This window comes from Neorhizobium sp. JUb45, from assembly GCF_004343585.1.
Lineage (GTDB): Bacteria > Pseudomonadota > Alphaproteobacteria > Rhizobiales > Rhizobiaceae > Neorhizobium.
This window is the reverse complement of the sequence record NZ_SLYW01000002.1, coordinates 973,190-999,615: the sequence shown is the minus strand read 5'-3', so window position 1 is coordinate 999,615 and position 26,426 is coordinate 973,190. Positions and strand designations below refer to the sequence as shown.

General features: G+C 58.8%; 29 protein-coding genes and 4 tRNA genes. 16 read left to right on the top strand and 17 right to left on the bottom strand.

Annotated elements, in window-relative coordinates:
- Nucleotides 1–54 precede the first annotated feature (54 nt).
- The gene (locus EDF70_RS11790) at nucleotides 55–885 is read right to left on the bottom strand and encodes a cell envelope integrity EipB family protein (protein WP_132273486.1); all 831 of its coding nucleotides are present in this window, start codon (nucleotides 883–885) and stop codon (nucleotides 55–57) included.
- A 113-nt stretch (nucleotides 886–998) separates the two neighbouring features.
- Here EDF70_RS11790 and EDF70_RS11785 point away from each other — a divergent pair, with 113 nt between their 5' ends.
- Genes EDF70_RS11785 through EDF70_RS11770 form a run of 4 tightly spaced genes read left to right on the top strand, consistent with a single transcriptional unit; the run spans nucleotide 999 to nucleotide 3,881 of the window.
- Nucleotides 999–1,469 carry a RidA family protein gene (locus EDF70_RS11785; RefSeq protein WP_132273485.1) on the top strand — a complete coding sequence of 157 codons (471 nt, stop codon included), beginning with the start codon at nucleotides 999–1,001 and terminating at the stop codon, nucleotides 1,467–1,469.
- Complete coding sequence (locus EDF70_RS11780) at nucleotides 1,466–2,194, top strand: glycerophosphodiester phosphodiesterase (protein ID WP_132273484.1); 729 nt, start codon at nucleotides 1,466–1,468, stop codon at nucleotides 2,192–2,194. The genes EDF70_RS11785 and EDF70_RS11780 overlap by 4 nt, the downstream gene beginning before the upstream one ends.
- Before the next feature lie 31 nt (nucleotides 2,195–2,225).
- Complete coding sequence (locus EDF70_RS11775; RefSeq protein WP_132273483.1) at nucleotides 2,226–3,413, top strand: GNAT family N-acetyltransferase; 1,188 nt, start codon at nucleotides 2,226–2,228, stop codon at nucleotides 3,411–3,413.
- A gap of 36 nt (nucleotides 3,414–3,449) precedes the next feature.
- A complete protein-coding gene (locus tag EDF70_RS11770; protein ID WP_132273482.1) occupies nucleotides 3,450–3,881 on the top strand; it encodes an HIT family protein in 432 nt (143 codons plus the stop codon).
- Nucleotides 3,882–4,043: 162 nt separating this feature from the next.
- Here EDF70_RS11770 and EDF70_RS11765 read toward each other — a convergent pair whose 3' ends face one another.
- The 7 genes from EDF70_RS11765 to EDF70_RS11735 all read right to left on the bottom strand — a co-directional run bounded on the left by EDF70_RS11765 (nucleotide 4,044) and on the right by EDF70_RS11735 (nucleotide 10,490).
- Entirely contained in the window at nucleotides 4,044–4,385 is a 342-nt protein-coding gene (locus EDF70_RS11765) for an AzlD domain-containing protein (RefSeq protein WP_165931996.1), read from the bottom strand.
- Nucleotides 4,382–5,113 carry an AzlC family ABC transporter permease gene (locus tag EDF70_RS11760; protein ID WP_132273480.1) on the bottom strand — a complete coding sequence of 244 codons (732 nt, stop codon included), beginning with the start codon at nucleotides 5,111–5,113 and terminating at the stop codon, nucleotides 4,382–4,384. Before EDF70_RS11760 ends, EDF70_RS11765 begins: the two co-directional genes overlap by 4 nt.
- 97 nt (nucleotides 5,114–5,210) lie before the next feature.
- Nucleotides 5,211–7,745, bottom strand: a complete 2,535-nt coding sequence (gene clpA / locus EDF70_RS11755; protein ID WP_132273479.1) for an ATP-dependent Clp protease ATP-binding subunit ClpA — start codon at nucleotides 7,743–7,745, stop codon at nucleotides 5,211–5,213.
- Between the two features lie 9 nt (nucleotides 7,746–7,754).
- The gene (clpS, locus tag EDF70_RS11750; RefSeq protein WP_132273478.1) at nucleotides 7,755–8,108 is read right to left on the bottom strand and encodes an ATP-dependent Clp protease adapter ClpS; all 354 of its coding nucleotides are present in this window, start codon (nucleotides 8,106–8,108) and stop codon (nucleotides 7,755–7,757) included.
- Between the two features lie 347 nt (nucleotides 8,109–8,455).
- Entirely contained in the window at nucleotides 8,456–8,659 is a 204-nt protein-coding gene (locus EDF70_RS11745; protein ID WP_132273477.1) for a DUF3126 family protein, read from the bottom strand.
- A gap of 126 nt (nucleotides 8,660–8,785) precedes the next feature.
- Nucleotides 8,786–9,610, bottom strand: coding sequence for a serine O-acetyltransferase (cysE, locus tag EDF70_RS11740; RefSeq protein WP_132273476.1), 825 nt, complete (start codon nucleotides 9,608–9,610; stop codon nucleotides 8,786–8,788).
- A 103-nt stretch (nucleotides 9,611–9,713) separates the two neighbouring features.
- Nucleotides 9,714–10,490: an alpha/beta hydrolase gene (locus EDF70_RS11735; protein WP_132273475.1), complete on the bottom strand. Its 777-nt coding sequence runs from the start codon at nucleotides 10,488–10,490 to the stop codon at nucleotides 9,714–9,716.
- A 169-nt stretch (nucleotides 10,491–10,659) separates the two neighbouring features.
- Between EDF70_RS11735 and EDF70_RS11730 the strand changes: the two genes are divergently transcribed.
- The 3 genes from EDF70_RS11730 (at nucleotide 10,660) to EDF70_RS11720 (ending at nucleotide 12,459) form a co-directional block, all read left to right on the top strand.
- Nucleotides 10,660–10,914, top strand: coding sequence for a hypothetical protein (locus tag EDF70_RS11730; protein ID WP_132273474.1), 255 nt, complete (start codon nucleotides 10,660–10,662; stop codon nucleotides 10,912–10,914).
- A 113-nt stretch (nucleotides 10,915–11,027) separates the two neighbouring features.
- Nucleotides 11,028–11,273 carry a zinc-finger domain-containing protein gene (locus EDF70_RS11725; protein ID WP_132273473.1) on the top strand — a complete coding sequence of 82 codons (246 nt, stop codon included), beginning with the start codon at nucleotides 11,028–11,030 and terminating at the stop codon, nucleotides 11,271–11,273.
- A gap of 16 nt (nucleotides 11,274–11,289) precedes the next feature.
- Nucleotides 11,290–12,459, top strand: coding sequence for an FAD-dependent monooxygenase (locus EDF70_RS11720; RefSeq protein WP_132273472.1), 1,170 nt, complete (start codon nucleotides 11,290–11,292; stop codon nucleotides 12,457–12,459).
- Here the strand turns inward: EDF70_RS11720 and EDF70_RS11715 are convergent, their stop codons facing one another.
- Nucleotides 12,460–13,650 carry a cystathionine beta-lyase gene (locus EDF70_RS11715; protein ID WP_132273471.1) on the bottom strand — a complete coding sequence of 397 codons (1,191 nt, stop codon included), beginning with the start codon at nucleotides 13,648–13,650 and terminating at the stop codon, nucleotides 12,460–12,462.
- A 340-nt stretch (nucleotides 13,651–13,990) separates the two neighbouring features.
- Between EDF70_RS11715 and EDF70_RS11710 the strand changes: the two genes are divergently transcribed.
- From EDF70_RS11710 to EDF70_RS11695, 4 genes are all read left to right on the top strand, one after another.
- On the top strand, nucleotides 13,991–15,013 hold the full coding sequence (locus EDF70_RS11710) for an amino acid ABC transporter substrate-binding protein (protein WP_132273470.1): 1,023 nt from the start codon (nucleotides 13,991–13,993) through the stop codon (nucleotides 15,011–15,013).
- A 124-nt stretch (nucleotides 15,014–15,137) separates the two neighbouring features.
- The gene (locus EDF70_RS11705; RefSeq protein WP_132273469.1) at nucleotides 15,138–16,331 is read left to right on the top strand and encodes an amino acid ABC transporter permease; all 1,194 of its coding nucleotides are present in this window, start codon (nucleotides 15,138–15,140) and stop codon (nucleotides 16,329–16,331) included.
- Nucleotides 16,332–16,334: 3 nt separating this feature from the next.
- A complete protein-coding gene (locus tag EDF70_RS11700) occupies nucleotides 16,335–17,492 on the top strand; it encodes an amino acid ABC transporter permease (RefSeq protein WP_132273468.1) in 1,158 nt (385 codons plus the stop codon).
- 13 nt (nucleotides 17,493–17,505) lie between these two features.
- Nucleotides 17,506–18,279 (top strand): amino acid ABC transporter ATP-binding protein, encoded by a 774-nt coding sequence (locus tag EDF70_RS11695; RefSeq protein WP_132273467.1) that lies wholly within the window; start codon nucleotides 17,506–17,508, stop codon nucleotides 18,277–18,279.
- Nucleotides 18,280–18,366: 87 nt separating this feature from the next.
- Here the strand turns inward: EDF70_RS11695 and EDF70_RS11690 are convergent, their stop codons facing one another.
- Nucleotides 18,367–19,023, bottom strand: a complete 657-nt coding sequence (locus tag EDF70_RS11690; protein WP_132273466.1) for a hypothetical protein — start codon at nucleotides 19,021–19,023, stop codon at nucleotides 18,367–18,369.
- A 557-nt stretch (nucleotides 19,024–19,580) separates the two neighbouring features.
- On the opposite strand from EDF70_RS11690, the gene EDF70_RS11685 reads away from it, so the two are divergent.
- Entirely contained in the window at nucleotides 19,581–20,114 is a 534-nt protein-coding gene (locus EDF70_RS11685) for a PAS domain-containing protein (RefSeq protein WP_132273465.1), read from the top strand.
- An 86-nt stretch (nucleotides 20,115–20,200) separates the two neighbouring features.
- Here EDF70_RS11685 and EDF70_RS11680 read toward each other — a convergent pair whose 3' ends face one another.
- From EDF70_RS11680 to EDF70_RS11655, 6 genes are all read right to left on the bottom strand, one after another.
- Nucleotides 20,201–20,398, bottom strand: coding sequence for a hypothetical protein (locus EDF70_RS11680; RefSeq protein WP_132273464.1), 198 nt, complete (start codon nucleotides 20,396–20,398; stop codon nucleotides 20,201–20,203).
- Between the two features lie 211 nt (nucleotides 20,399–20,609).
- Nucleotides 20,610–20,686: transfer RNA gene (locus tag EDF70_RS11675), tRNA-Arg, on the bottom strand.
- Nucleotides 20,687–20,704: 18 nt separating this feature from the next.
- Entirely contained in the window at nucleotides 20,705–21,010 is a 306-nt protein-coding gene (locus EDF70_RS11670; protein ID WP_165931995.1) for an ETC complex I subunit, read from the bottom strand.
- A gap of 46 nt (nucleotides 21,011–21,056) precedes the next feature.
- Nucleotides 21,057–21,133: transfer RNA gene (locus tag EDF70_RS11665), tRNA-Pro, on the bottom strand.
- Nucleotides 21,134–21,224: 91 nt separating this feature from the next.
- Nucleotides 21,225–21,701: a DUF192 domain-containing protein gene (locus tag EDF70_RS11660; RefSeq protein ID WP_245519150.1), complete on the bottom strand. Its 477-nt coding sequence runs from the start codon at nucleotides 21,699–21,701 to the stop codon at nucleotides 21,225–21,227.
- 2 nt (nucleotides 21,702–21,703) lie between these two features.
- Nucleotides 21,704–22,282 (bottom strand): cold-shock protein, encoded by a 579-nt coding sequence (locus EDF70_RS11655; RefSeq protein WP_132273462.1) that lies wholly within the window; start codon nucleotides 22,280–22,282, stop codon nucleotides 21,704–21,706.
- 197 nt (nucleotides 22,283–22,479) lie between these two features.
- Between EDF70_RS11655 and gloA the strand changes: the two genes are divergently transcribed.
- From gloA to EDF70_RS11635, 4 genes are all read left to right on the top strand, one after another.
- A complete protein-coding gene (gene gloA / locus EDF70_RS11650; RefSeq protein ID WP_132273461.1) occupies nucleotides 22,480–22,920 on the top strand; it encodes a lactoylglutathione lyase in 441 nt (146 codons plus the stop codon).
- A gap of 91 nt (nucleotides 22,921–23,011) precedes the next feature.
- Entirely contained in the window at nucleotides 23,012–23,806 is a 795-nt protein-coding gene (locus EDF70_RS11645; protein ID WP_132273460.1) for a hypothetical protein, read from the top strand.
- Between the two features lie 172 nt (nucleotides 23,807–23,978).
- Nucleotides 23,979–24,053, top strand: a tRNA-Glu gene (locus EDF70_RS11640).
- A gap of 274 nt (nucleotides 24,054–24,327) precedes the next feature.
- Nucleotides 24,328–24,402: transfer RNA gene (locus EDF70_RS11635), tRNA-Glu, on the top strand.
- Between the two features lie 82 nt (nucleotides 24,403–24,484).
- Here the strand turns inward: EDF70_RS11635 and recJ are convergent.
- Nucleotides 24,485–26,314, bottom strand: coding sequence for a single-stranded-DNA-specific exonuclease RecJ (recJ, locus tag EDF70_RS11630; protein ID WP_245519149.1), 1,830 nt, complete (start codon nucleotides 26,312–26,314; stop codon nucleotides 24,485–24,487).
- Nucleotides 26,315–26,426: the final 112 nt, after the last annotated feature.

Genomic DNA, 26,426 nt, shown 5'->3' with positions numbered 1-26,426 from the left:
ATATATGGGGCAAACCAATGACGACGTCATCACTTTCCGCTGATAAACTGTCGTTTATTTACAGTCCGGCGCGCGGTCGAGCACTTCCAGCTTGGCAAGCTGCCCGGTCAGGACGAAATCGCCATAATCCATGGTCAGATCGCGGGTGATGCCGTTGTCGTAGAGCTTGAACGACATGCGGTAGACGGGAACCGCATCGCCTGTGCCGCTATCGTTGAAATAGGCGATCGTCACAGGCCAGTAGGCCTGTTTGGAGAACTGCCCCGCCTGCCCTGCATCGCTGTCATCGGCTTCCGGCGTCTGCTTCTTGCCAACCACCGTCGAGGTCAGAAGGCTCTTGTCGCCGTCTTCGGAACCGTCAAAAATCCGGGCTTCGAAGAAGCGCTTTCCCTTGCGGGCATTGTCGAGAACATCGAGCATATGCTGGGTCGGGAACTGGCTCGGCGTCAGATCCAGCTCGCGCGTATCCGGCTTCTGCAACTCGACCTTGACGCCTGTTGAAACATTGGTTGCCTCGCCGCTGACCTGCTTGTCGAGCTGCTCGTCGGTGAACGACTTGGTCTCGAAACGGAATTCCTTCAGGTCGGCATTTTCGAAGGTCGTCGTCTGCTGATCGGTGGTGCGCTGGTCTTCGCCGGTATCGGTCTTGGTCACGAAGCGGAAATTCGTGGTAAAGCCGGTGCAGGCCGAGCCGGTGAACTCATAGACCATGCGGCCATACATGCCTTCGATACCCGAGCGCTCCGAAACATCCTTGAGCTTGAGATCGTAGACGGCCCGGTGCGGGATCAGTGCGCGCGCACCTTCGACGCCGGCGGCGGCAGATGTGGCGGTCGATGCCATCATCGTCGCTGTGAATGCCAGCCCGAGCGTCAAACGAAACATTCAATCTCTCCTATCGGACTCACGGCGCAATGTTATAAGAACGCCATCGAGTAATGCTTATCGTCCTGCATGCAGGATTTCTGCACATATTACAACAAAAGCCGGAGACCGAAATGTCCGATGCCATCGAAAGCCGCCTGACCGAACTGGGGATCACCCTGCCCGTCGCAGCAGCGCCCGCCGCCAATTACGTATCCTACGTCATCAGTGGCAACCTGCTCTACATCTCCGGTCAGCTACCAACCGAAAATGGCAAGCTTGAGATCAAGGGACTTGTCGGCCAGGACGTCGATGTCGCGGCCGCCAGCCGCGCCGCGGAACTTTGCGCGATCAACATTCTTTCGCAGGCCAAGGCAGCGCTTAACGGCGATCTCGGAAAGATCAAGCGCGTCGTCAAGCTTTCGAGCTTCGTTGCGTCTGCTCCGGGCTTCACCGATCAGCATATCGTCACCAATGGCGCATCGAACCTGATCGCCAACGTGCTCGGCGAAGCCGGCAAGCACGCCCGCGCTGCCGTCGGCATGGCTGCACTTCCGCTCAACGCCGCCGTTGAAATCGAAGCCATTATCGAGATCGACGCATGACTTCTGCAGCCTGGATCAAGGAACTGCCGGTCGCCCATCGCGGCTACCACGACATGAACAACGAGATCTGGGAAAACACGCTGTCCGCCTTCGAGCGGGCAGCGGTCGCCGGATTCGCCATCGAATGCGACCTGCAGCTTTCCGCAGACAGCGAAGTCATGGTTTTCCATGACGACACGCTGGACCGTCTTTGCGGCATCAGCGGTGATGTACGCGAGCGCACCGCCGCAGAACTCGGCATGCTGTCGATCGGCGGCACCAAGGACCGCATCCCGACGCTGAAGCAAATGCTGAAGCTGGTGGATGGGCGCGTGCCTCTGGTCATCGAGATCAAGGGACGCACCGCCGAACTGGATGACGGTTTTGTCGAGGCTGTGCTGGAAGTGCTGGAAGGCTACAAGGGCACGGTTGCCCTGATGAGCTTCGACCACCACATCCTGCGCGACCTGAAACGTGTGGAAGCACCCTACCCGCTCGGTCTCACCGCTATGGGCGACAAGCCGGATGATTTCTTCAAGCACGATGATGCCATGCATCTGGGTTTGGATTTCATCTCCTATCACTGGCCGCACCTGCCCAACAGTTTCATCACTGCACAGCAGAAAGCTGGCATTCCCATCATCACCTGGACGGTGAGGGATGAAAATGCCCGCGAACATACCTATAAGTATGCAGACCAGATGACCTTCGAGGGTTTTGACCCGAGGGAGACTTCTGCGCGTTAACAAGCAGACCTGCCCACATTCGAAGAGACGCATGACCGGAAATCTCACGATCCGCATCGAAAACTCTTTCAAAGCGATCAGCCCTGAGGGCTGGTCGCGCCTTTCCGGTACCCACCGGGGCGGCACCCTGCCCTATAATCCATTCCTGTCGCATGCCTATCTCTCCGCACTGGAAGAGTCGGGCTCGGCAACCGCCAAGACCGGTTGGCACGGCCATCACCTGCTGCTCGAAACCGAAGGCGGCAAGCTGATCGGCGCCATTCCCGGCTATCTGAAAAGCCACAGCCAGGGCGAATACGTGTTCGATCACGGCTGGGCCGACGCTTTCGAGCGTGCAGGCGGGCGTTATTATCCAAAGCTGCAATGCACCGTACCCTTCACGCCCGCGACAGGGCCACGGCTGCTGACGGCCGAGGGCTACGACGCCGATGTGATGCAGGACACGCTGGCAGCCGGCTTGCAGGAAGTCACGCGACAGCTCGGCATCTCATCCGCGCATGTCACCTTCGTGCGGAAAGAGGAACTGCCGGCGCTGGAGGATGACGGTTATCTGCACCGCACCGACCAGCAGTTTCACTTCATCAACAACGGTTATGCCGATCACGCCGCCTTTCTGGACACGTTATCGTCGCGCAAGCGCAAGGACCTGAAAAAGGAACGCCGCGCCGCACTGGAAAATGGCATCAGCATCGACTGGCTAACCGGATCGGACCTGACCGAAGAGATCTGGGATCAGTTTTTTACCTTCTACATGGACACCGGCGGCCGCAAATGGGGCCGGCCATACCTCACACGCCAATTCTATTCTCTGATCGGCGAGCGCATGCCGGACGACATCCTGCTGGTGATGGCCAAGCGCGAAGGCAAATACGTTGCCGGCGCCATCAACTTCATCGGCGAGGATGCGCTTTACGGCCGCCATTGGGGCTGTATCGAGGATCATCCCTTCCTGCATTTCGAGGTCTGTTATCATCAGGCCATCGATTTTGCGCTGGAAAAGGGGCTGAAACGCGTCGAGGCCGGGGCGCAGGGCGAACACAAGCTGGCGCGTGGTTATCTGCCCGTCACCACCCATTCGGCCCATTACATCGCGCATCCGGGCCTTCGAAACGCCATTGCCGATTATCTCGAGCGTGAACGGCGTGACGTCGAGGAGATGAGCGGTTACTTGAGCGAACACAGCCCGTTCCGCAAAGGCGAACGGCACGAACAAGACTGAAGCGCGGAAAAGCGCAACGACGGAGAGGATTTATCCATGAGCGGCATCGCCTATGACGACGGCAACATCTTTGCAAAGATCCTGCGCGGCGAAATTCCCTGCCACCGCGTTTATGAAGATACCGATACGCTGGCCTTCATGGATGTGATGCCGCAGGCGCCGGGACATCTGCTGGTGATCCCCAAGCAGCCTTCGCGCAACATGCTGGATGCCGATCCGGCCGTTCTCGCCAAGACCATTGCGGTCGTGCAGAAACTGGCCCGAGCAGCGCAGGACGCGTTTGATGCCGACGGCATCTACATCGCCCAGTTCAACGAACCGGCGGCAGGCCAGACCGTATTCCACCTGCATTTCCACATCGTGCCACGCCATGAAGGCGAAGCCCTGAAGCCGCATTCCGGCAAGATGGAAGATGGCGAAATTCTCGCTGCAAACGCAGAAAAGATCATCGGCGAACTCGGCAACTGATCAACATCAATTCGGTGACTACGTCATCCTCGGCCTTATGCCGAGGATCTAATCACATCAATGATATCAATCGCTTGCAGATCCTCGGGACAAGCCCGAGGATGACGACGGAGGGGTTTTCGATCTTTGTCGGCAGTTTGAGACGGGCATCACTGAACGACTCTACGGCTGCAGAAACAGCAACCCGGCAATGAGGATGGCGATCGGCACCAGCACGCCGACCGCCACTCTTTTTCCTGTCCCCAGGAAAACCGCAAAACCGATACCGGCGGCGGCGAGACGCAGCCAGAGCGGTGAGTTGGCAAGCGTGCCGGTCGGGAAAACGATCAGCTTGGCGGTGACCGCCATCACCAACGCCGTCGCAACGGCCCTCACCCAATAGAGCGCTTCGGAATCCTCGTTGAGACGATGGCCGATCAGAACGCCCATCCAGCGCCAGATGTCGGTTGCCAGAAAGCCGGCAACCACGATCACCACATACGTCCACCAGCCGTCGGCCATCACACCCGCCCTCCACCGGCCTTGCGACGCCGATAACGATCGATCAGATACGCGACCGTGCCGCCCCCAATTCCGGCGACCAGCACATCAAAACCCGGCACCACCAGCGCCAGCGTCGGCCCTGCAACGATACCGATGACAAAGGCGATTTTCACCACCGGCTGCACCGCGCTCGCCCAGATCGACGCGATGAAATAGACCGGCGTAAGCATGAACAGCGCACCGGCGACCACTGGCGGGAATTGCGACACGACGCCGTAACTGACACCGACGATCAGCGTGTTGGTCAGCGTCAGCGTCATGCCGAAACCAGCGAAATAGGCGACGCGAAAATCCCTCGGCACATCGCGCAGATGCCGCGAGGCAAACACCCAGGATGTGATGGCGATGAAATGCGAAACGAACAGCAGCATCGGCAGCGGCGTCTTTTTCGTGCGCATTTCCGGCATGATAGACGCCACCATCGGCATCATGCGGATCGACGACAGCGTCACCGCAAGGAATGACGCGGCGATATGTGCATTGCCGAGCATGCTGCCGACGAGAATCATCTGCGCGGGCAGAGCCCAGATACCGAGCGTCATCGCCACCGCTTCGCCACGCGTCATGCCCGATTCCAGCGCAAAGGCGCTGAAGCCGACATAGGACGTCATCAGAATGAAGGCCGGCAAGGAAATGATGCCGCGCATGCCTGTGAAGAACCAGCCGAGATTACCGCGAGGTGGAGACATGAGCTGTCCGGTTGTCGTTCATCAACCGGCCTACAAAAACGACGATGCCGGGACAAGCCCGGCATCGCCAACTTTCAACGAACCGTCGGGGAACGGCTCACTTTTTCTTCGGCACCTTCGGTACGGCGCTGCTCTTTTTGGGTACCGGCTTGATCGGCTTTTCCTCGGCAATCACTTCGCCATCATCCGCAGCCTGCGCCTTCGCAGAACTTCCGCCCTTGGTTTTCGGTGCAGCTTTCTTGGCCGCCTTCGGCTTCGAAACCTTGCCCTTTACCTCGTCGGCTGCGTCCTTGACCTCGGCCTCCGGCTTCGGCTTCACCGGCGCGGTCTCGGAAATGCAGTCGAGCTTCAGCGTGCTCTTGCCATCCTCGTCCTTGCCGACAGTGACGTTGACCACACCACCCTTGCGCAGCTTGCCGAACAGGATCTCGTTGGCGAGCGGCTTCTTGATGTGTTCCTGGATGACACGCGACAAAGGCCGTGCGCCCATCTTTTCGTCATAGCCCTTTTCGGCCAGCCAGGCGATCGCATCCTGATGCAGGTCGAACGTGACGTTGCGCTCAGACAGCTGGGTTTCCAGCTGCATCACGAACTTCTGCACGACCTGATGAATGACTTCCGTCGGCAGCGGTGCGAACGGGATGATCGCATCGAGACGGTTGCGGAATTCCGGCGTGAACAGGCGGTTCAATGCCTCTTCGTCTTCACCGGTGCGCTTGGAGGAACCGAAACCGATGGCGGCCTTGGCCATTTCCGAAGCGCCCGCATTGGTCGTCATGATCAGGATGACGTTACGGAAGTCGATCTTCTTGCCGTTGTGGTCGGTCAGCGAACCATGGTCCATGACCTGCAGCAGGATATTGTAGATATCCGGATGCGCCTTCTCGATTTCGTCGAGCAGAACCACGGAATGCGGATGCTGGTCGACGCCATCGGTCAGAAGACCGCCCTGGTCGAAACCGACATAACCGGGAGGCGCGCCGAGCAGTCGCGAGACCGTGTGGCGTTCCATGTATTCCGACATGTCGAAGCGCAGCATTTCCACGCCGAGCGACGAGGCAAGCTGTTTGGCGACTTCCGTCTTGCCGACGCCTGTCGGGCCGGAGAAGACATAGGAGCCGATCGGCTTGTTCGGTTCGCGCAGACCCGCACGGGCAAGCTTGATCGCGGTCGACAGTGCCTCGATCGCCTTGTCCTGACCGTAGACGACGGAACGCAGTTCCTTTTCCAGGTTGGCGAGAACCATCTCGTCATCCTTGGACACCGTCTTTGCCGGGATGCGGGCCATCGTGGCGATCGTCGCCTCGATTTCCTTCTCGGTGATCAGCTTGCGGCGCTTGGAGGCCGTCAGCAGCATCTGCGCCGCACCGGTCTCGTCGATCACGTCGATCGCCTTGTCCGGCAGCTTGCGGTCGGAAATGTAGCGCGCCGACAGTTCGACAGCCGCCTTGATCGCCTCGTTGGTGTAACGCAGCTTATGGTATTCTTCGAAATAAGGCTTCAGGCCCTTCATGATCTCGATCGCATCATCGATCGACGGCTCATTGACGTCGATTTTCTGGAAACGACGGACCAGAGCCCGGTCCTTTTCGAAGAACTGGCGATATTCCTTGTAGGTGGTCGAACCGATGCAGCGGATCTGCCCGGAGGACAGAGCCGGCTTCAACAGGTTGGACGCATCCATGGCGCCGCCGGACGTCGCACCCGCACCAATGACGGTGTGGATTTCGTCGATGAACAGGACGGCACCCGGAAAATCTTCCAGTTCCTTGACGACCTGCTTCAGACGCTCCTCGAAATCACCGCGATAACGGGTACCGGCGAGCAGCGTGCCCATGTCGAGCGAGAAGATCGTCGCGTCGGCCAGCGCTTCAGGCACCTTGCCTTCAACGATACGTTTGGCGAGACCTTCGGCGATCGCCGTCTTGCCGACGCCCGGATCCCCCACATAAAGCGGGTTGTTCTTGGAACGACGGCACAGGACCTGAATGGTGCGGTTGACCTCGGAATGACGACCGATCAGCGGATCGATACGGCCATCCTTGGCCTTGTCGTTGAGGTTGACGCAATAGGCCTTGAGTGCATCTGCCGGCTTCTTGGTCGCACCATCGTCCTGCTCACGCGAGGAGGAGGATTTTGCGTCCGCATCGCCCTCTTCGGCACCACGCGGCGTGCGCGCCTGCGAAGCGCCGGGCCGCTTGCCGATGCCGTGGCTGATATAGTTGACCGCATCATAACGCGTCATCTCCTGCTCCTGCAGGAAGAAGGCGGCATGGCTTTCGCGCTCGGCAAAAATCGCGACGAGCACGTTGGCGCCGGTCACTTCTTCACGGCCGGAAGACTGGACGTGAATGACGGCGCGCTGGATGACGCGCTGGAAGCCGGATGTGGGTTTAGAATCCTCGTCGTAACCGGTGACGAGATTTGCGAGTTCGTTATCGACGTAATCGGAAACCGTCTTGCGAAGGTTATCCAGATTGACATTGCACGCGCCCATGACAGCCGCCGCATCGGAATCGTCGATCAGCGCAAGGAGCAGATGCTCCAGCGTTGCATATTCGTGGTGCCGCTTATTGGCGAAGGTCAGTGCCTGATGCAGCGCCTTTTCGAGACTAGGCGAAAATGTTGGCACGGCGTTACCTCACTTCTTTTCCATAACACATTGCAGCGGATGCTGATGCTGTCGGGCGAAATCCATGACCTGACTTACTTTGGTCTCTGCGACCTCATACGTAAAGACACCGCATTCCCCCACGCCGTGATTGTGAACGTGGAGCATGATGCGCGTCGCCGCGTCGAGGTCTTTCTGGAAAAAACGCTCCAGAACATGAATGACGAACTCCATGGGCGTGTAGTCGTCGTTCAGCAAAAGCACACGGTAGAGACTTGGCTTTTTGGTTTTCGGTTTCGTTCGGGTGATGACCGACGTCCCGCGATTACCGTTGTCGCCGTCTCCGTTTTTCTCGTCCTGCATAAAGATCGGCGTTGCGATCATCGTCTTTTATTCCTCAGTCGTCCAGCAACCGATCCTTGGGAGGTGATCGAACCAGACGTTGGACCTTTAACTTAGTTCATTCGCGAAGGATTTTAAGCCCTCCGCTCGTCTGCGCAATCACAATTCCGAAAAGGAGCAACCCATAGGACGGAAAATCGGGACTGCTGGAAGCATCAGATCACCCCGACAGCGAAGAACATCGCTGATGCGGTGAATATAGGAGCGGCGGCTCATCGAAAAAAGATGCGCCCGCAAGCTTGCGCCGAACCGACGTGCTCACATCGAGAGCCATCAACGAAAAAGCGGGCCTGAAAGCCCGCTCGTATCGTCTTCGATCTGGATATCGATCAGAGATCGACGTCGAGGATAGCCATCGTGAAGTTGTAGGAGCGCTCTTCGTCCTCGTCATCGATGTAAACCACACCGAGGAATTCGTCGCCGGCATAAACTTCGGCCGAGTCGTCCTTGCGCGGGCGCGCCTTGACCACGAAGGTCGGATTGAAAACGCGCTTGAAATAGGCGTCGAGTTTCTTGATTTCGTCCGGTTTCACTGGCGTTTCTCCGTCTGCAGTTCGCGTTGCGGCGCTTGTGGCATGGGTTGGCGGGAAATGTAAAGACGGGAAAAACCGCCATCCTCTACGATGAGAATGGCGAGATAGAGCGCAGGTCCGGAAGCGTCAATCCTCGGAAAGCACCATCTGGTTCATCACGCGCGAAGGCTCCGAGCAGCCGGCGTTACCGACAACCTTTGCGGGAACTCCGGCGACGGTGGTGTTATGCGGCACGGATTTGAGAACCACCGAACCGGCGGCGACACGCGAGCAATGACCGATCTCGATATTGCCGAGGATCTTTGCCCCTGCCCCGATCAGCACGCCATCGGCAATTTTCGGATGGCGATCCGCGCCTTCCTTGCCGGTGCCGCCAAGCGTCACGCCATGCAGGATGGAAACATTGTCGCCGATGATCGCCGTCTCGCCAACGACAAGACCGGTGGCATGGTCGAGAAAAATCCCGCGACCGATGCGCGCTGCGGGATTGATATCAGTCTGGAAAACGCTGGACGACCTGCTCTGCAGATACAAAGCGAAATCACGGCGACCACGGTTCATAAGCCAGTGCGCGAGACGGTGCGTCTGCAGGGCATGAAAGCCCTTGAAATAGAGAACCGCCTCGAGGAAGCGCAGGCAGGCGGGGTCGCGATCGTAAACGGCCTGGATATCCACACGCAGGATACCACCCCATTCCGGCCAGTCCGCCAGCATTTCCTCAAACGTCTGACGCAGCAGAACGGCCTGCAGATCAGGATGATCGAGGCGTTCGCAGATCCGGTGGATGACGCAATCTTCAAGCGATCGGTGGTTCAGCACCGTCGAATAGAGAAATGCGGCCAGCAGCGGATCGTGTTCCGCGCCGGCGCGTGCCTCGTTGCGCAACGTATCCCAGATCGGATCCACCATTGCGACGGCATCCTTCTGCAGGGCCTCGTGACGTGCGGACATGGACACTTCCTCGTTTCTTCAGGCGCTCATTATATAGAACAAGTTTGCGACGATACCAATGCCACCGGAAATGCATTCCGATGAACCATAGGTTCAAAGCCATTCAAAGGCTTGCGTAGAATTCCAGCACGGCCGCCTTGAACACGCGGTCGCCGACGGCCAGCATGTGGTCGCGGTTGGGAATATCCAGCGCGCGGGCATTCGGCATCAGCGCCGCAAGCTCCTGCGGTGAACCGGCGATATCATCCTTGGTGCCGACACCGATCAGGGTCGGGATATCGATCTTCGCCATATCGGACCGTTCCACCAGATCGCGCGAACCGCGAATACAGGCGGCCAGCGCATCGCGGTCACTTTTCGTCTGTTCGGCAAACATGCGGAACATGCGGCCGCGCTCATGAGTGATATCGTCGATCACGGGCGCGACAAGCGCATCGGCGATCGGGTCCCAGTCGCCAACGCCGTCGGTCATGCCGATGCCGAGACCGCCGAGCACCAACGAGCGGATACGCTGCGGATTGGCGAGTGCGGCGAAGGTTGAGATGCGCGCGCCCATCGAATAACCCATGACATGCGCTTGATCGATACCGAGATGATCCAGCAGCGCGATCGCGTCGGTCGCCATCACCCACGGGCGATAAGCTTCGGCATCGCGCGGCTTGTCGCTTGCTCCATGGCCGCGATTGTCGAGCGCGATGACACGGTAGCCCGCCTCGCCCAGCGTTTTCAGCCAGCCCGGATGTACCCAGTTGACGGTGGCCGTCGAGGCAAAGCCGTGAATCAGCAATACCGGATCGCCGGAAGGCTCGCCCTCGTCAAAATACGCGATTTTCAGGCCGTCATGGTCGAACTGGGTAAAGGCGGGAGCATTGAGGTTCATGGCATATCCTGTCTCGGCGGCATATTTTCCACACGGCCCCTCGTCTTGGGAACCGCCCGTCGGTGCTTAAACGCAATTTTTAGTGCAAGTTTCAAGTGCGGCCGATCAAATCCACTTCATCATGGCATCCACGCAGTCTATAAGCGCCGGCAAATCGAAAGGACAGATCTTGGCTGCACGCGACCGATATTCCCGTAAACTCGAATGCTCGCAATGCGGACACAACGGTTATGCCGAGGTTTCCGAGGACGACGATCCGCGCCGCAAGACGCCGGGCTTTCTGGTGGATGAAATGCCGACGGGGTTCGTGACCGAATTCGCCTCGAACGATCCGCGCAAATACATGATCCGATGCCGTTGCGGCCACAAGTTCCGCTTCGAGCAGAAGACGGTTTATGCACCGGGCGGAGAGCCACGGCGCTGACCTGACGAAAGACAGGATGCGACCTTTCAGAGAATGGTCACGTTAGAATTTTTCCTACACAATCAGCGGGCCTCACTATAAGGTCCGTCGCAAAACATCGATCGGAGACGAACATGGCCGGGCATGCAATTCCTCACTTCCAGAACGACGGCGGTCACGCGGCAATCGAAATCGGCGTCAAGGAATTCATGTGCACGGGCGCCAACGTGCCCTTCGACCATCCGCACATCTATATCGACATGGGCGACGACAACGAGAAGGTCTGCTCCTATTGCTCGACGCTCTATCGCTACAATCCGAACCTGAAGGCCGACCAGACCGAGCCGGCCGGTTGCGTTTTCCACGTCAAGGCGGCCTGAGCTTCGGTTCAAGCGCATGACAATCAAAAGAGTAGCGATCGTCGGCGCCGGCATGGCCGGGCTGACGGCGGCGCTGGCATTAGCGCGGCGTGGTATCGCCTGCGACATCATCGAACAGGCCACCCGCCTCGAGGAAGTCGGTGCCGGCCTGCAGGTGTCGCCAAATGCATCCCGCATCCTTGCCGAGCTCGGCGTCTTGAAGACGCTGGAGCCGATCTGGAACGAGCCGGATCACATCGCGCTGGCATCCGGCCTGTCCTTGAAAGTTCTGGCCAATGTGCCGGTCGGGCGTTTTGCGCGCGAGCGCTGGCGTGCGCCCTATGGTGTGCTGCACCGGACCACGCTTCAGCGCGCCCTGCTGTCGGCCGTCGAGCAGCAACCCTTGTGCACGCTTCACCTCAGCGTCCGTCTGGACCACCCCGGAGCCGATGCCTTTGCCGCCATTACCGGCCACCGCCCGGATCTGATCATCGGTGCGGACGGCGTCTGGTCACAGGTACGCACCATCGTGCCGCAAGCGCCAATCCCGACATTTTCCGGAAACATCGCCTGGCGCCTGACTGTGCCCTCCAGCAAGGCGCCGCCGGCCCTGAAGGTCAATGCCGTCACAGCTTTTATGGGGCCTGGCGCGCATCTAGTCTCCTATCCGCTCAAGGAAATAGACGGCTATAACGTCGTTGCCATCTCGACCGGCCTCAATCCAGGCCAGACGTGGCAGGCGCATGCCAACACGAAACAGCATGATCTGCTGATGAGCCAGTTTTCGCTCTGGCATTCGCAAATTCAGGAACTTCTGAGCCACGCGAAGGATGCCACCTTCTGGCCGCTCTACGAAGTCGAGCGCGGCAAATGGCATAACGGTCGTGACACCGTGCTGATCGGCGATTCCGCCCACGCCATGATGCCTTTTGCTGCCCAGGGCGCGTCTATGGCAATCGAGGATGCGGCGCGTCTGGCCGTTCATCTGGCAAGACCCGGCGCGCTTGCCGACAGACTTTCCGCTTTCGAAAAGGAGCGTGTGACGAGAACCGACAAGGTGCGCAATCGCGGCGCCTTCAATCGCTTCGCCTATCACGCCCGCGGCCCGGTTCGGCTTGCCCGCAATGCGGTGCTGTCGTTGCGGTCGCCGCAATCGCTTGCGGCTGACCTAGACTGGCTTTACGGCTTCAACGCCGGCGATCCGTGATCACTTGACTGCCGCTGCGGCGGCAAAACCGGCCTCAAGATCGCGCTTGAGGTCGGCAACGTCTTCCAGGCCGATCTGCAGGCGAATGACCGGACCTTCGCTCGGCGCCTTGCGGATCGTGCGATCGGAAAGGCTGACCGGCACGGCGAGGCTTTCGTAACCGCCCCAGGACCAGCCGATACCAAAAAATTTCAACGCATCGATCAATGCGTGGCTGCGGCGCTTGAACAGCGCGACATCGTCCACCTTCAGCACGAACGAGAACACGCCACTTGCGCCCTTGAAATCGCGCTTCCAGAGATCATGGCCGGGAAAGCTCGGCAAAGCAGGATGAAGAACCCTGGCGACATCATCGCGGCTCTCGAGCCAATGCGCGATGTCCAGCGCGCTCTTCTGGTGATGATCGAGGCGCACACCCATGGTCCGCAATCCGCGCAGAATCTGATAGGCATCATCCGGCGCACCACAGATGCCCATCGCACCATGGGCAGCAAGCAGTTTCGGCCAGTATTTTGCATTGGCGGATACCGACCCCATGACGATATCGGAATGGCCGGACGGATATTTCGTGGTCGCATGGATGGACACGTCAGCACCGAAATCAAGCGGCTTGAAGTAAAGCGGCGTGGCCCAGGTATTGTCCAGCGTCACGACGCAATCATGCCGGTGCGCCGCATCGCTGATGGCGCGGATATCCTGCATTTCCATCGTGTTCGATCCCGGCGCTTCGGTATGCACCAGCTTCGTGTTCGGCCGGATCAGAGCTTCGATACCGGCGCCAATTTCCGGGTCGTAATATTCGATCTCGACACCGAGGCGCGTCAGCATCGTATCGCAGAAATGGCGCGCGGGTTCATAGACCGAATCGACGATCAGCGCGTGATCTCCCGCCGACAGATAGGCCAGGAACGGAATGCTGATGGCAGCAAGCCCCGACGGCACAAGAACCGTTCCTGCCGAGCCTTCAAGTTCATTGAGCGCGTCACAAAGGGCATCCGTCGTCGTGGTGCCGCGGGTACCGTATGTATACTTCTGTTCCCGGCGTTCCATCGTGCCGCAATCGGGGAAAAGCACAGTCGAGGCATGAACGACCGGAGGATTGACAAAGCCATGATAATCGCGGGGATTGTACCCGATATGCGCCAGGCGCGTATTTGGACCAGCATTGTCTAAAAAAGTGTCTTTTGTCATATCCTGCTCACGGCTCTCTTTCAAAGATGTGACGCAATCTTTGGCAGACACGCATGCGCAGGGTCAAGTCGCAGGCAAAGCCGAGAAAATATCGGCGTTACCACAGCTTAGTGCTTACGCAATCGCCGCCTAGCTATTGAGCTTTTGCCCATCGACTGTGCATTTTTTCGTATTTCTGGTGATTTGAGGCAGGATTTAGGCAGCCACATCTTGACCATGACTGCATTTGCGACTGTGATAGGCATTGCTCGCTCTGGGAGGCCTTGCGAGCAGTCAGGGCCGCAACCTGTTTACTGGCGGCCGACTGGGATCCATCACAAGAAAAGATAAGGTTGGGAAAATGAAAAAGACGCTTCTGTCAGCTGCGATTGGCGCGGCAGTTCTGGGCATCAGCTCGGCTGCATCCGCCGCCACGCTCGATGACGTCAAGGCAAAGGGCTTCGTTCAGTGCGGCGTCAACACCGGTCTCGCCGGCTTTGCACAGCCGGACGCATCTGGCGCCTGGAAGGGCTTTGACGTCGATTATTGCCGCGCCGTTGCCGCTGCCGTCTTCGGCGACGCCACCAAGGTGAAGTACACGCCGACCACCGCGCAGAGCCGCTTCACCGCCCTGCAGTCCGGCGAAGTCGACATTCTGGCCCGTAACACGACCTGGACCATCAGCCGCGACACCGCGCTGGGCTTCAACTTCCGTTACGTCAACTACTACGATGGCCAGGGCTTCATGGTTCCGAAGTCGCTGAACGTGAAGTCGGCTCTCGAACTGTCCGGCGCCGCTGTCTGCGTACAGTCCGGCACGACGACCGAACTCAACCTTGCCGACTATTTCAAGACCAACAACCTGCAGTACAACCCGGTCGTCTTTGAAAAGCTCGAAGAAGTGAACGCCGCCTATCAGGCCGGCCGTTGCGACGTCTACACGACCGACCAGTCGGGCCTGTATGCAACGCGTCTGGCGCTGTCCAACCCGGACGATCACGTCATTCTGCCGGAAATCATCTCCAAGGAGCCGCTTGCTCCGGCCGTTCGTCAGGGCGACGACAAGTGGCTCGACGTCGTGACCTGGGCTGGTTACGCGCTGGTTCAGGCTGAAGAATTCGGCATCACCTCGGCCAATGTCGATGAGATGAAGAACTCGACCAACCCGGACATCAAGCGTTTCCTCGGCACCGAAGCCGATACCAAGATCGGTACCGACCTCGGCCTGAAGAACGACTGGGCTTACAACATCGTCAAGAACGTCGGCAATTACGGCGAAGTTTTCGAGCGCAACATCGGTCAGGGCAGCCCGCTGAAGATCGCTCGCGGCCTCAACGCTCTGTGGAGCAAGGGCGGCCTGCAGTACGCACCGCCGGTTCGTTGATCTCATGATCTGAAGTCCGCAGGGTGACGCTGTCGCCCTGCGGACTTTCTCGCATAAAAAAACATAAAAAAATAAAACAAAAACAAAACGTGATCCATGAAGGGTCACAGGGGATTGGCAAAGCATGACGGATAAAGCCGTAACTGCGCCCCCGCCCAAGCGGGGAACCACGTCACTTATCTATGACCCCAAGGCTCGCAGCATCTTCTTTCAGGTGCTCACAGTGGTCATTCTCGTCGTTGTGGTCATGTGGATCGCCCACAATGTCAGCAGCAACCTCGCCCGCTCGAATACGGCTTCGGGCTACGGCTTTCTCGGCGGCCGCTCGGGCTTCGACGTCGGCCAGTCGTTGATCGCCTATTCCAGCGATTCGACCTATGGCCGCGCCATCCTGGTCGGCCTGCTCAACACGCTTCTGATTGCCGCGACAGGCATCATTACAGCCACGGTCGTAGGCTTCATCATCGGCATCGGGCGACTGTCGAAAAACTGGCTGGTGGCAAAGCTCTGCACGGTCTATGTGGAAATCTTCCGCAACATTCCGCCGCTGCTGGTCATTTTCTTCTGGTATTCCGGCGTTCTCGCCATTCTGCCGCAGCCGCGCGACGCCATTCAGGGCCCGCTGTCGACCTTTCTCAGCAATCGCGGCCTGACCTTTCCCTATCCGATCTGGGGTGAAGGCGCCTCGGTCATACCGATCGCATTCGTCATTGCCGTCATCGGCGCCATCGGCTTTGCCGTTTGGCAGAAAAAACGTCAGATGGCGACGGGCAAGCAATTGCCGACCGGCTGGATTTCCGCCGGCATCATCATCGGCCTGCCGCTGATCGCCTTTCTGGCCGTCGGCGCGCCTTTGACGTTCGACTATCCGGTGGAAGGCCGCTTCAACCTTTCCGGCGGCGGCAATATCCGTCCGGAATTCGTGGCGCTTTATCTGGCTCTGTCGCTCTACACCGCAGCCTTTATCGCCGAAATCATCCGTGCCGGCATCAAGGGCGTCGGCAAGGGCCAGACCGAAGCAGCCGCAGCGCTTGGCCTACAGCCGAACAAGACCACGCAGCTCGTCGTCGTGCCGCAGGCATTCCGCATCATCATCCCGCCGCTGACCAGCCAGTATCTCAACCTGACGAAGAACTCGTCTCTTGGCGTGGCAATCGGTTTCCCGGAACTGTTTTCCACCGGCAGTACGACTCTGAACCAGACCGGTCAGGCGATCGAAATGATCTCGATCATGCTGACAATCTATCTGACCATCAGCATTCTCACCTCACTGTTCATGAACTGGTTCAACGCCAAGATGGCACTGGTGGAGAGATAAGCGATGTCCAACGGTAAACTCTCCTACGTCCGCGCCGACATGATCGCGCCGGAACCGCCACCGATCAGCAACAACACCGTTGCCGGCTGGCTTCGCACCAACCTTCTGGCCACGCCGAAAGACGTGGTGCTGACGATTGTCGCGCTGGCCGTGCTGGCACTTGCCCTGCCCGGCATCATCAACTGGCTGTTCATCCAGGCAAGCTGGGTGGGTTCGGATCGTTCGGTCTGCGCCACCATTGCCCAGGGCGGCATCCAGCCTGACGGCTGGAAGGGCGCCTGCTGGGCATTCGTTCAGGACCGTTTCCAGCAGTTCATCTTCGGCCGTTATCCGCTTGAGGAGCGCTGGCGCGTGATTCTCGTCGGCCTGATGATGATCGTGCTGCTAGCGCCGCTGATGATCCCCAAACTGCCGCACAAGACGGTCAATGCCGTTCTGCTGTTCGTGGTTTTCCCGATCGTCGCGTTCTTCCTGCTGCATGGCGGCTTCTTCGGTCTTGACCGCGTCGATACCCCGCTTTGGGGCGGCATGATGGTGACGCTGATCCTGTCCTTTGTCGGGATCGCCGTTTCCTTCCCGTTCGGCATTCTTCTGGCGCTCGGTCGCCGGTCGAACATGCCGGTCGTGAAAATGTTCTGCGTCATCTTCATCGAGGTCATCCGCGGCGTGCCGCTGGTCATGGTTCTGTTCATGGCCAACGTGATGTTGCCGCTCTTCCTGCCCACCGGCTGGACGATCGACAACTTTTTACGCGCTCTTGTGGGCGTGGCGCTGTTTGCCTCGGCCTATATGGCGGAAGTCATCCGTGGCGGCCTGCAGGCCATCCCCAAGGGACAGGCGGAAGGTGCCGATTCGCTCGGCCTCAGCTACTGGCAGAAAACCCGTCTGATCATCCTGCCACAGGCGATCAAGCTGGTCATTCCGGGCATCGTCAACACGTTCATCGGCCTGTTCAAGGATACCTCGCTCGTGTCGATCATCGGCATGTTCGACCTGTTGAACATCATCCGCCTGAACTTCACCGATACGACCTGGATCACGCCGGTCACGCCGCTTACCGGCCTCATCTTCGCCGGTTTCGTATTCTGGATCTTCTGCTTCGGCATGTCGCGCTATTCCGCTTTCATGGAACGGCACCTCGATACCGGCCACAAACGATAATAAGGGGAAAAACATGGCTGACGCCCAACCCAAAAATCTGACCGTCTCCACCACCGACGTCGCTGTCGAGATCATCGGCATGAACAAGTGGTATGGTGATTTTCACGTGCTGCGCGACATCAACCTCAAGGTGATGAAGGGCGAGCGCATCGTCATCGCCGGCCCTTCGGGCTCCGGCAAATCGACGATGATCCGCTGCATCAACCGGCTGGAAGAACATCAGTCCGGCAACATCCTCGTCGACAATATCGAGCTCACCAACGATCTGAAGAAGATCGACGAGGTGCGCCGCGAGGTCGGCATGGTGTTCCAGCACTTCAACCTCTTCCCGCATCTGACGATCCTGGAAAACTGCACGCTCGCGCCGATCTGGGTTCGCAAGATGCCCAAGAAGGAAGCCGAGGAAGTGGCGATGCACTACCTCAAGCGCGTCAAGATCCCGGAACAGGCCCACAAATATCCGGGCCAGCTTTCCGGCGGTCAGCAGCAGCGTGTGGCAATCGCCCGCTCGCTCTGCATGAAGCCAAAGATCATGCTGTTCGATGAGCCGACTTCGGCGCTCGATCCGGAAATGGTCAAGGAAGTGCTAGACACGATGGTGAGCCTTGCCGAAGAAGGCATGACCATGCTGTGCGTGACCCATGAAATGGGTTTCGCGCGCCAGGTCGCCAACCGGGTGATCTTCATGGACCAGGGCCAGATCGTTGAGCAGAATTCCCCGCAGGAATTCTTCGACAATCCGCAGCACGAGCGCACGCGCCTCTTCCTCAGCCAGATCCTGCATTAGGATTGCCGAGGGACGAAAAACACCGAAGGGGCGCCACGGGCGCCCCTTTTTCTATCCGACTATCGAAGAGCCAGCGCTCCGTTCAAGTCACCATTTGAACGTATATCGGGCTCCGATATTGCTGGTCGGTTTGCCGGCGTTCGTCGTCTGATCTATCCTGCCGTTAAGGGACAACCGTTCGCTGATCTTCTGTTCGACCGCAACACCACCTGCCAGTTCCTTGAATGTATCAAGAGCCCTGGCTTCAATAATGACGGCCGTGCCGGTGCCTGATCGTGACACTTTCACAGACTGACTCGCCTCGCCGACCCAGTTATCGGTCCCGCCATCATAGCGAACGCCATACTGCCGGCTAAGCTCGACATCCAGCGCTTCGCTGGCAATGCGCTTTTCAGACATGATGACACCCGCGCCGCTGCTGCCGGTGACTGCATCAAGATTGACACGAATGTCGCGCTTCAACTGATAGGCTGGCGTCTGGATGCTGGACGCCGTGACCTTGCCCCAGAACCGTACGGGCGTGTTCACGACAGCGCCTTTTTGCGAATCCAGGCCAAAATTGATGCCGGCTTCCGGCTGCAGCTCGTTCGGCAGACGAAGGCCAAGCTTGACCGCATAACTCGTATCGGAATTCTTGCTGGGCGCCCAAATCAGCGGCCTGTCCTCGGCCATGGTCTTTCCGGCCGGTATGATCACCATCATGGCCGCGATGACGGCGCCTGCTGTTGAAATAAACTTTACCATGCAACCCTCATCAAGGCTTGGATCTGTGCGCGCGCATCCGCTTTGATGCGCTTCGACGCAGTTCGGGCCTGCACGGGACGATCATGGGCAAAACAGCCCTGCCCTGTGCGACGAAGCTCCAGGACGACAAAGCCGCCCGGAAACGAAATCGATTACGATGTAATGGTGCTTTTCAGCGCAAATACCCCGTCCTTGGACGTGGCTGTTCGCTACTGCATCATGCTGTAGCTGCAACGCATATAAGAATACAAAAGAATGCGGCTTTTACAAAGCCTGAATGCAGCATGAACGGGAATTTACGACCTGACTTATCTCCGATGCGCGATAAATATGTCGCACCGAAGCAAGGACGATGTCGAAAATCGACGCATAATCGCCGACAAACCGGCTGTTTACGCCATAAGATGCCGCGATGCATCATTTTCCGTGGACCTCAACACAGAGGGACCTCCAGTGCTGACGAGTGCCCACAGAAGGACCCAGCCGCGCTGAGGTATGGCACTTGCTATTTCCGTATTGAGGAATAATCTGGAACAAACTTCTGTCGAGACTTCACCATGAGCGAACCAGAAACAAGCATTTTCGCACTTTCATCGGATGATGCCGGCGTCTTCAACTGGAATGTCGACACAAATCTCCTTTGCGCCGACGAACATTTCGCCGACATTTTTGGGCTTGAGCCACAGGATGTTCGCGACGGGCTGCCGATCGAAACCTATCTCGCCGCCGTATGGGAAGGCGATCGCCGCGATGTCGCCAGAACACTACATCAGGCGATTTCCACTGGCGGCTCCTGCTTTCAAGATTACCACGTGGCCCGCCCCGACGGCAGCATCGTGCACATTGTCGGCATCGGGCGCTGCTTTCGCGGCATCGAGGGCGAAGCCACTCGCTATGTGGGCGTGGTTTTTGATGATGTCGAACTGGATGAGCAGCAAAAGAAAAAACTGCTGGCCAGTTATTATCGCAATAGCGAACAGCCGGTATTCGACATTGAGGATGACGACGTCGCCGGCGTTCTCGCTCATGCAGTCAACCGTTTGGAAAATGATGACGAGGATAAAAAGAGACCCGTCGTCGTTTACCACTGACGTTTGTCGTTCGATGCCCTCACCCACGGAGTGCTGACAGACATTCAAACAAGTCCGCTCAGGCTACACTGCCGCGGATGTTGCAGTCATCCGTCCAGACGCAGACTCAGCTGACGACCCGGTTTCAAGGCCGCGACCGGCTGGCGCGTGTTGGCAATCTGTATGCGTTCGAATCGGCTTTTCTTTTCCCGCTCCCAGCGCTCGCGGCGTTCTTTCGATTTTTCGACGGCCGCCAGGGCACGTTCAATGACAACACTGGAACTGACACTACGCTCTGCATGCATGACGTTCTCCTGCATCGAAACAGTTTGTTCTCTTTATGTTCCGTCAAATTGAACAGAAAGTCAAGGGTCGGTTCCGAGCGCTGCGCAATCGGCGCCTTCATGGACAAATCAGCGCAGCCTGCCGCCGAACCAAAAGGCTGTAAACGCAATAAAGGCACCCGATGAAAACCGGACGCCTTTGCAATATTTCTCAGCGATATCAATAATTTGGTGGCGACCCCTGCAGGACTCGAACCTGCGACCTGCTGCTTAGAAGGCAGCTGCTCTATCCAGTTGAGCTAAGGGGCCATCTCCGCGCGCCGTGGATCAGTGAGTCCAGGGCGTCGTGCGATTGAAACGGAAATTATCGGTATAGGAAACGGTCTGGCGTGCCGGCTCCTTCGGCTGGAGCACACGGTATTCGATACCGTTGCGCTCCGCATAGGCGCAGGCCTGTTCCAGCGTTTCGAATGTGAGCTTGAGCTGCTGCTTCATGTCGCCGGTGGAGGTATAGCCAAGGATCGGATCGATACGACGCGGCTCTTCCTGATCGAATTCCAGCAGCCAAAGATGCGTTTTCGCCTTACCGGACTGCATGGCGGTCTTAGCTGGGCGATAGATCTTGGCGGACATGCTGTGCTCGTTCCCCGATATGGGCATAGACCGAGCCCGGTATCGATGGTCGGAGTGGAGAGATTCGAACTCCCGACCCTCTGGTCCCAAACCAGATGCGCTACCAGACTGCGCTACACTCCGTTCCTGCGATGAATGCGAGATACACGGTTCATGCCGTTGCTGCAACAGCAAAAAACGCGATCGGTGCATCAATCTTCACACCCATACAGGTTTATTTCGCATTGCCGATCTGGCGGCTCGTCACCTTGTCGCCGATCTTGATGCCAAGAGCCCTTGTGCGCCCGCCATTCAACTCCAGAACAAATTTTACGGGCCCCCGCGAAGAAATGATCGCGTCCGACTGCGGCTCGGCATTTTCATGAATGTGGGTGATGGTCCCGCCGCCGTCGATAAACAGCATGTCGAGCGGCAGAAGCGTGTTGTGCATCCACATGCTGACATCGCGCGGTTCGATGAAATCAAACAGCATGCCGCTATCCGGCGCCATTTCTCTGCGCAGCATCAGTCCCTGCTGGCGCTGCGCATCGTCGAGAGCAAGTTCCACGCTAAACTGGTGGCTCTTGCCGCCGACAGTCTCGATCGTCAGCGGCTCCTTTTCGAAACGCACCGGTGCAGCTGTAGCACTGCCCACAAACAGAGAGAGCGCCATAACGGCGCTCACGAAGAATGTCTTGGCGGAAGTGCGCATCATCAATGCGCCCTGTTGCCGGGATTGGGATTGTCGGGGTGGATTTCCGCCGCCATCATGCCCTTGTCGCCGGGTCCGAAGCGAACCAGCACCACCTGGCCGGGGCGCAGCTCGGTCAGTCCGAAGCGGCGCAGCGTTTCCATGTGGACAAAAATATCCTCGGTCCCCTCGCCGCGGGTCAGGAAGCCAAAACCCTTGGTGCGGTTGAACCATTTGACGATCGCCCGTTCCAGACCGCTGGTCGGCGTCACCTGAACATGGGTGCGAACCGGCGGCATCTGCGATGGGTGCACAGCCGTCGACTGATCCATGGAGAGGATCCGAAACGCCTGGAAACCACGATCACGCCGCTGGATCATCGCGACGATACGCGTGCCCTCAAGGATCGTCTGGTAACCATCACGGCGAAGGCAACTCACATGCAGGAGAACGTCCTGCATGCCATTGTCGGGAATGATGAAGCCAAATCCCTTGGCAACGTCGAACCATTTTACCACGCCGGTGATTTCGATGAGCTCGACCGGTTCGCCCGAGAGTTCTTCGAATGCGGCAATGTCTTTCGATGACATTCTGTCAGCCATGTTTTCTCAGCCCCTCGATACGCGTCACGAAGTTACGGTTAACTGATTCTTAGAGGTCAGAATAACATTGCGCCGACCGTAGAGCGCAAGCCCCGACTTCTTTTATATTCTGTTAAGCTACATGCCTTGTCCGAGGCTGGCGGGTGAGGCATATCCGCGGGGCTGCCACGCCGACGTAACAAGCACAGGAACACGATATGCGCTATCTTCACACCATGGTCCGCATCAAGGACATCGACGCTTCGCTGAAGTTCTACACCGAGATTTTCGGGCTGCAGGAAGTGCGCCGCACCGAAAGCGAAAAGGGTCGCTTCACGCTGATCTTTCTGGCGGCATCCGAAGACGTGGACGCCGCCCGCGCCAGCAAGGCGCCCTGCCTTGAGCTCACCTATAACTGGGATACGGAAGATTATACAGGCGGTCGCAACTTTGGCCACCTCGCCTACGAAGTCGACAATATCCACGATTTCTGCCAGCAGCTGATGGACAAGGGCGTCACCATCAACCGTCCGCCACGCGACGGCAACATGGCTTTCGTGCGCTCACCAGATGGCATCTCCATCGAAATCCTGCAGAAGGGCGCCGCCCTGACGCCGGCGGAACCCTGGATTTCGATGCCGAATACCGGCAGCTGGTAATTCAAGCACCCGGCATCCAAACGGCTTCCCCGAAAGCCTGACACAGGCTTGCATGTGCATCATGCGGCCTCATGTCATTTAAGAGCGGGGAATGCCGGTGTCCGGTTCGTCCACCTTCAAAACCAGGGGCGTCCTTCCGGCATCCCTGACCATTCTTGCCCTCGCGGTCTCCGGTTGTTCGCTGACGTCGAAAAAACCGGAGGCGGCAGTGGCCACCGCTTCCAGCCCGCGGCCGGCATCGGCTATCGAGGCGATGCAGCAGGCAACGGCTGCCAAACAGCCGCCGCGCGATCAACACGGCGCAACCGCCTATGTGGATCCGCTCGTCAGCGCCCGCCCCGGCCAGAATGCCCAGGCCCAGAGTGCTCAGCCCCAACCTTCTAAGACCCAGACTGCCCAGACCCAGAACGTCAGTGATTTCCGTGCGTCAGGGCGAAGCGCCATGGCCGCCATGCGTCCGGCAGGCGCTATAACGACAAATGCCGGGCCGGCACCGAGCACCGCCGCCATTCCGGTCGGGCCGGAAGCGACCGAGTCGGCGATGGCCGGTGTCGTCACCCAGCCGACCGGAATTCAGGCCGGCCGCAACAGCATCTTTTCCGCGACCGCGTCACCATCTGCCGATATTGCTGGCACCAGCGAATCCACACCGGCACCGCGAGCCTCCAGCGCCTCCGGCTCGATCAGCGCCGATGCCGTCGCTTATGCGCCGGTGCGCCGTATCAGCGGCACCAGCGGCGGCCTGTTTGCCGGCGGACCACAAATGGCAGCCAATTCGGACAGCGCCAACGCATCCACGGCTGCAGCGGCGAACCATGCCCCGCCCGGCATTGCCACGCGCCCATCCGCCCCTGCCGTCCAGCCCGTCGCGCCGGGCCTCTGGTAAACCGCAGGTTCCGATCACCAGCCCGAAGCGGCTGAAATCGCTATATTTTTCAGCAATCTCGACGGCGCCTGTGGGCGCCGTCATTTTTTTGTAAAAAATCATCATTGGGCGCTTGCGGAAAAAAAAACTGCTGACTATAAGGGCGCCACCGCAGCAAACGCGGACACGGCATGCGCCCTTCGTCTATCGGTTAGGACGTCAGATTTTCATTCTGAAAAGAGGGGTTCGACTCCCCTAGGGCGTGCCACTCCCCTCCCTTAAAATGATGTTTTGCCAGTTCTTCGCGAAGCTGTTTTCCACAGCTCGTCAACAGGCTTTCAAGCGCCGGACGCTGTCGTTTACGCGCGTGCCAAACAGCTGTTTTCCTTGCAGAATCCCGAAAAATACGCACCTTCATCCACAGCCGTTCAACGCCAATGACATTTTTACGAATAAATTCGTCAGAATGATCATTTTACCGCTTGCGGCATTTAAAGACCCTGACTATAAGGCAGCCACCGCAGCAAACGCGGACACGGCATGCGCCCTTCGTCTATCGGTTAGGACGTCAGATTTTCATTCTGAAAAGAGGGGTTCGACTCCCCTAGGGCGTGCCACTCCCCTCCTGAAAATCATCAGCAAAACAGACAGACCAACCGCTGGTCCTGTTGCAGCATTCCTGCAAAAAGATCGCCCTTCTCAGAGCGATCTTGCGGCATCCAGAATGCGCAGCTGCACGCGGCGGCTGGACTGCCAGTGATCGGCGCTCAGGTTGCCGGCCACATGCACCTGGCTGCCACGCCCGTTGAGCAGCATCTGCCCGAGCGGCGTGTCGGCAGAGCGGAAACTGATGGCATCGATTCGACTGCCATCGACAGCCTCCAGAACCACCTTCACATGCGACGTCCCGACCGTGCGCGAATCGACGATTCGGTGCGACGGCAGCGCAAACACCGGCTGCGAGTGACCCGAACCATAAGGCCCTGCCTGCTCCATGCGGTCGATCAGCTCCAGCGTCGCGCCGGAGGCCGACAGCGCGCCGTCGATCTTCAGCACATGGTTAGCCACCAGCGCCGGCACATCCTTTTCAGCCCGCGCCTCGAAGAATGCCCGCAGCTTGCCGAGATTGGCGCGGTCGACAGTCAGGCCGGCCGCCATGGCGTGGCCACCACCCTTGGCGAGCAGGCCTTCATCAACGGCTGCCCGCACCATCCTGCCCATATCGAAGCCGGGAATGGAGCGGCCAGAGCCGGTTCCGCGACCAGACGGATCGAAGGCGATGGCGAAGGTCGGCCGCTTGAATTTTTCCTTGATGCGGGCAGCGATCAACCCGACAATGCCGGCATGCCAGTTCTGGTTGGCGGTGACGATGACGGAGGCGTTGTCGCCATTGCCGTATTCGGCCAGCACCTCGCCTTCGGCCTCGGCCAGCATGGCGGCTTCCATGGCCTGTCGTTCGCGGTTGAGGTCGTCCAGACGCTCGGCAATGACATCGGCAGCCGGGCCATCGTCCAGCGTCAGCAGACGGCTTCCCAGCGCCGCATCACCGATACGTCCACCGGCATTAATACGCGGCCCAATCAGGAAGCCGAGATGATACGGCGTGACGGGGCCGGCAAGCCCCGCCTTGCGGAAGAGTGCCGCCAGGCCCGCATTGCCCATATGCCGCGCCGCCAGCAGCCCCTTGACCACATAGGCACGGTTCAGCCCCTTGAGTGGCACGACATCGCAGACGGTCGCCAGCGCCACGATATCGAGCCAGGCCAGCAGATCGAGCGAGCCCGCCTGCGGATGTTTTCGCTCGCGCAAGATCCGCGCCGTCGCCACGAGCACGAGGAACACCACGCCGGCGGCACACAGATGCCCCTGCCCCGACAGATCGTCCTCGCGGTTAGGATTGACCAGCGCCAGACATGGCGGCAGATCCTCGCCGAGCTGGTGGTGATCGATCACCACGACATCACATTTTTCATCGCGCGCCACGCCAAGCGATTCGTGGCTTGTGGAGCCGCAGTCGACCGTCACGATCAATTGCGCGCCATTGGCGATCAGCTGGCGGATCGCCGCCGGGTTGGGACCATACCCTTCAAAGATGCGGTCGGGGATGTAGATTTCGCTCGACAGACCAAAATGGTGCAGAAAGCGCGACATCAACGCCGAGGATGATGCGCCGTCGACGTCATAGTCACCGAAGATGGCGACCCGTTCGCCGCGCATGACGGCATCGGCGAGACGTGCCGCCGCCTTCTCGCAGTCGGTCAACGTAAAGGGATCCGGCATCAGGGAGCGGATTGTCGGATCGAGAAAGGCTGGCGCGTCATCGACACCGACACCACGTCCGGCCAGCACGCGGCAGACGAGTTCCGGTATGCCGTGGATCTGCGACATCGCCAGAGCACGGTTGAGGCCGGCCTGATCGAGGCGCGCCATCCAGCGCTGGTCGCTTGCGGATTTCTCTACGCCTAAAAAGGCGCGCGCGATTGGATCAGCGGGTTCGGAGGCGGTCGGCATGATGGGGCTTGGGCTCATGAGAGCCATCTAGCCTATTCCTATGCCAAGCCACAATATTTTCGCGAACAGAACACGACGATGCTGCACACCGTCGCCGATGAGCCCAAAACTGCAATCAGTGAGATTCGAC